Origin of the sequence: Crocosphaera watsonii WH 8501 (assembly GCF_000167195.1) — a bacterium.
GTDB lineage: Bacteria > Cyanobacteriota > Cyanobacteriia > Cyanobacteriales > Microcystaceae > Crocosphaera > Crocosphaera watsonii.
This window is the reverse complement of the sequence record NZ_AADV02000318.1, coordinates 1-2,078: the sequence shown is the minus strand read 5'-3', so window position 1 is coordinate 2,078 and position 2,078 is coordinate 1. Positions and strand designations below refer to the sequence as shown.

The 2,078-nt window shown below is 55.0% G+C and carries 3 protein-coding genes; all 3 read right to left on the bottom strand.

Annotated features, from left to right (window positions below):
* Positions 1-201: 201 nt before the first annotated feature.
* Positions 202-759: an ABC transporter permease gene (locus CWATDRAFT_RS35300; RefSeq protein ID WP_198139064.1), complete on the bottom strand. Its 558-nt coding sequence runs from the start codon at positions 757-759 to the stop codon at positions 202-204.
* A gap of 10 nt (positions 760-769) precedes the next feature.
* Positions 770-1,903 carry an ABC transporter permease gene (locus CWATDRAFT_RS31365; RefSeq protein ID WP_000070131.1) on the bottom strand — a complete coding sequence of 378 codons (1,134 nt, stop codon included), beginning with the start codon at positions 1,901-1,903 and terminating at the stop codon, positions 770-772.
* On the bottom strand, positions 1,896-2,078 hold a 183-nt coding region (locus CWATDRAFT_RS31360; protein WP_042713080.1), incomplete at its 5' end, for a P-loop NTPase family protein. The genes CWATDRAFT_RS31360 and CWATDRAFT_RS31365, both read right to left, overlap by 8 nt.

The following is a 2,078-nucleotide window of genomic DNA, read 5'->3' as shown; positions in this document are numbered from 1 at the left end:
GGTGTGAATGGCCCAGAATCCCATTGCCAAGCCCAAGGGGGGACGGAGAAGGGGCGGCCAATTAACCGCCGTTAGCGGCTTTTCCGGAGAAAAATTTTCCAGAGGTGGGGAGGGGGCGAAACCAGTAACTGATTCGAAGGGTACCTTGGTTCACGTTCGGGGGGCGGAGGAAAAGTGAAAGGACGATTCCTTTACCGCCGATTAGTGGGGATTCAGGGGATCCAGTGACGGCCCCACCAAACCATTGGTAGTGGAGATTCGGGTTATACCAGTGGGGTACCAACAGCTCGCGGTGTTAGGGTTTCGGTTTTCCTTCCAGCAGCTCCTGCTGATAATTTTGACGATCTGTTGCAGGTAGTTGGCGGCAATTTGCGCACTGTTGGAGTTACGCCCGTCGAGGATCAACTGCAAAGGCGCGGTCTGGAAGGTATCCAGTTTGCGCGAGAAGTCAGCCGGGAAACGCACCAGTAGTAACGCCTTTTGTGTGTCGATGGTTGGGCGGATCTCCTGTGGGCTTTTCAGCAGCAGCACATGAGTAAAGGCGCTGGCGCGGGCAAAACGTTGGGTCAGCTCCACCGAATGCTCGCCGTTATCTTCATCGTAGATGGCGATGGTGGCGTTAGTCACTTCCAGCGTGGCGGCGAACGGGAACAGGATCACCTGAATTAGCACGGGTAAAATCAGAATCGCGCGGGTTTGCGGTTCGCGCAGCAACGACTGCAACTCTTTGCGGATTAACGTCCATAAGCGATGAAACATGCTCTTCTCCCTAATCCAGCCGACGTTTGGTTTTCAGCCACGTCAGGCCGATAAACATCACCGCCGAAGCGATCAAAAACAGCACGTTTACCACCAGCACCACTGGAATATTCCCGGCGAGGAACAGGCTTTGCAGGGTGCTGACGAAATAACGAGCGGGAATAATGTACGTCACCGCGCGGATCACCGCGGGCATACTGTCGATCTGAAAAATAAAGCCGGAAAGCATAATCGACGGCAGAAAAGCGGCGTTCAGGGCGACCTGAGCGGCATTGAACTGGTTGCGGGTAATCGTGGAAATCAGCAGCCCCATCCCCAGGGTACTGAGTAAAAACAGGCTGGAGATAAAAAACAGAATCAGCAGCGACCCGCGATACGGCACGCCGAGAATAAACACTGACACCAGCATACACAGCAACATCGCCAGCATCCCGAGAAAGTAATAAGGGATCAGCTTACACAGCAGCAGTTCCGTGCGGGTAATCTCCGTAGAGAGCAGAGCCTCCATGGTGCCGCGTTCCCATTCTCGCGCCACCACCAGCGAGGTGAGAATCGCGCCGATGACCGTCATGATAATGGTCACCGCACCGGGGATAATGAAGTGCTGGCTAATCGCCGCCGGGTTAAACCAGTAGCGGGTTTGTACATCAATAAGCGGTTCAAAAGTCTGCCCGTTGTCCTCCGCTCGCTGCATTTGCCAGATCTGCCAGATCCCTTCGACATACCCCTGTACAAAGTTAGCGGTATTCGGCTCACTGCCGTCGGTGATCACCTGAATCGGTGCGGTGGCGTTGGCGCGCTCCATCTGTTCCGCAAAATCCACCGGAATAACCACCAGACCGCGAATTTTCCCCGCCTGCATTTTGGCGATCAGTTCCTGACGGTTATCGCTGATGGTGGCGTCGATGTAGGGCGAACCGGTCATGGTGTGGGTGAAATCCAGCGCCGCTTCGCTACGCTGTTCCAGTAAAATCCCGACCCGCAGCTTGCTGGAGTCGAGGTTAATGCCGTAACCAAAAATAAACAGCAGTAGCAGCGGGATCACTACCGCAATCAGCCAGCTACTCGGATCGCGAACGATCTGCCGCGTCTCTTTAACGCACAGCGCCCGTACGCGACGCCAGGACAGGATCGGGTTACTCATTGCTATGCTCCTTATCCCAGTCGTGGATCAACTGAATAAAGGCTTGCTCCATGGTGGGATCGGGTTGCTCATCGTTAGCCGACTGTGCTTTCAAATCGTCCGGCGTGCCGCTGGCGATTAATTTCCCGCGGTACACCAGGCCGATGCGGTCGCAATATTCCGCTTCATCCATAAA